The following is a 604-nucleotide window of genomic DNA, read 5'->3' on the forward strand; positions in this document are numbered from 1 at the left end:
TCGTCCACGACGCCGGCGCTCACCGCAACGCCCACGGCCCCTCGTTCGCCCTCGTCATCACCGCCACCGCCGAACAACTCGCCCGCGGCACCGGCACCGCCACCACCCAGAACCGCACCCCGATCCCCATCAGCACCGTCCTCCAGCACGCCTGCACCGCAAAGACCTACCTCCAGACCTGGGACGACACCCGCGGCACCATCACCCTGAAAACCGACAACCGGCTGGCCAACAAGAACCAGCTCACCCTGCTCGCCGCCCGCGACCAGGGCTGCTCATTCCCCGACTGCGACATCGCACCCATCTACTGCCAGGCCCACCACATGCTCCCCCACTCCCAGGGCGGACCCACCGACATCAACAACCTCACCCTCGTCTGCCCCTACCACCACGCCTGGCACGACCCCAACGGCTGGACCGCCCGCCTCAGCAACGGCCTGCCCGCCTGGATCCCTCCCCGACACCTCGACCCGAAACAACAACCCATCCACCACTCCAAGTTCCGCGTCCAACTCATCCCCCAGCTCACCGACCTCCTCACCCGGCAACCAGCCCCTGCCCACACCCGTCACGCTGACGCACCCCCTGACGCACCCCCTGACGC

General features: G+C 68.5%; 1 protein-coding gene. It reads left to right on the forward strand.

The window, feature by feature from the left end; all coding sequences use genetic code 11:
• On the forward strand, positions 1-604 hold a 604-nt coding region (locus LXN01_RS15995; protein ID WP_236866839.1), incomplete at both ends, for an HNH endonuclease signature motif containing protein.

The sequence above is a fragment of the Brevibacterium daeguense genome, from assembly GCF_021729135.1.
Taxonomy (GTDB): Bacteria; Actinomycetota; Actinomycetes; order Actinomycetales; family Brevibacteriaceae; genus Brevibacterium; species Brevibacterium daeguense.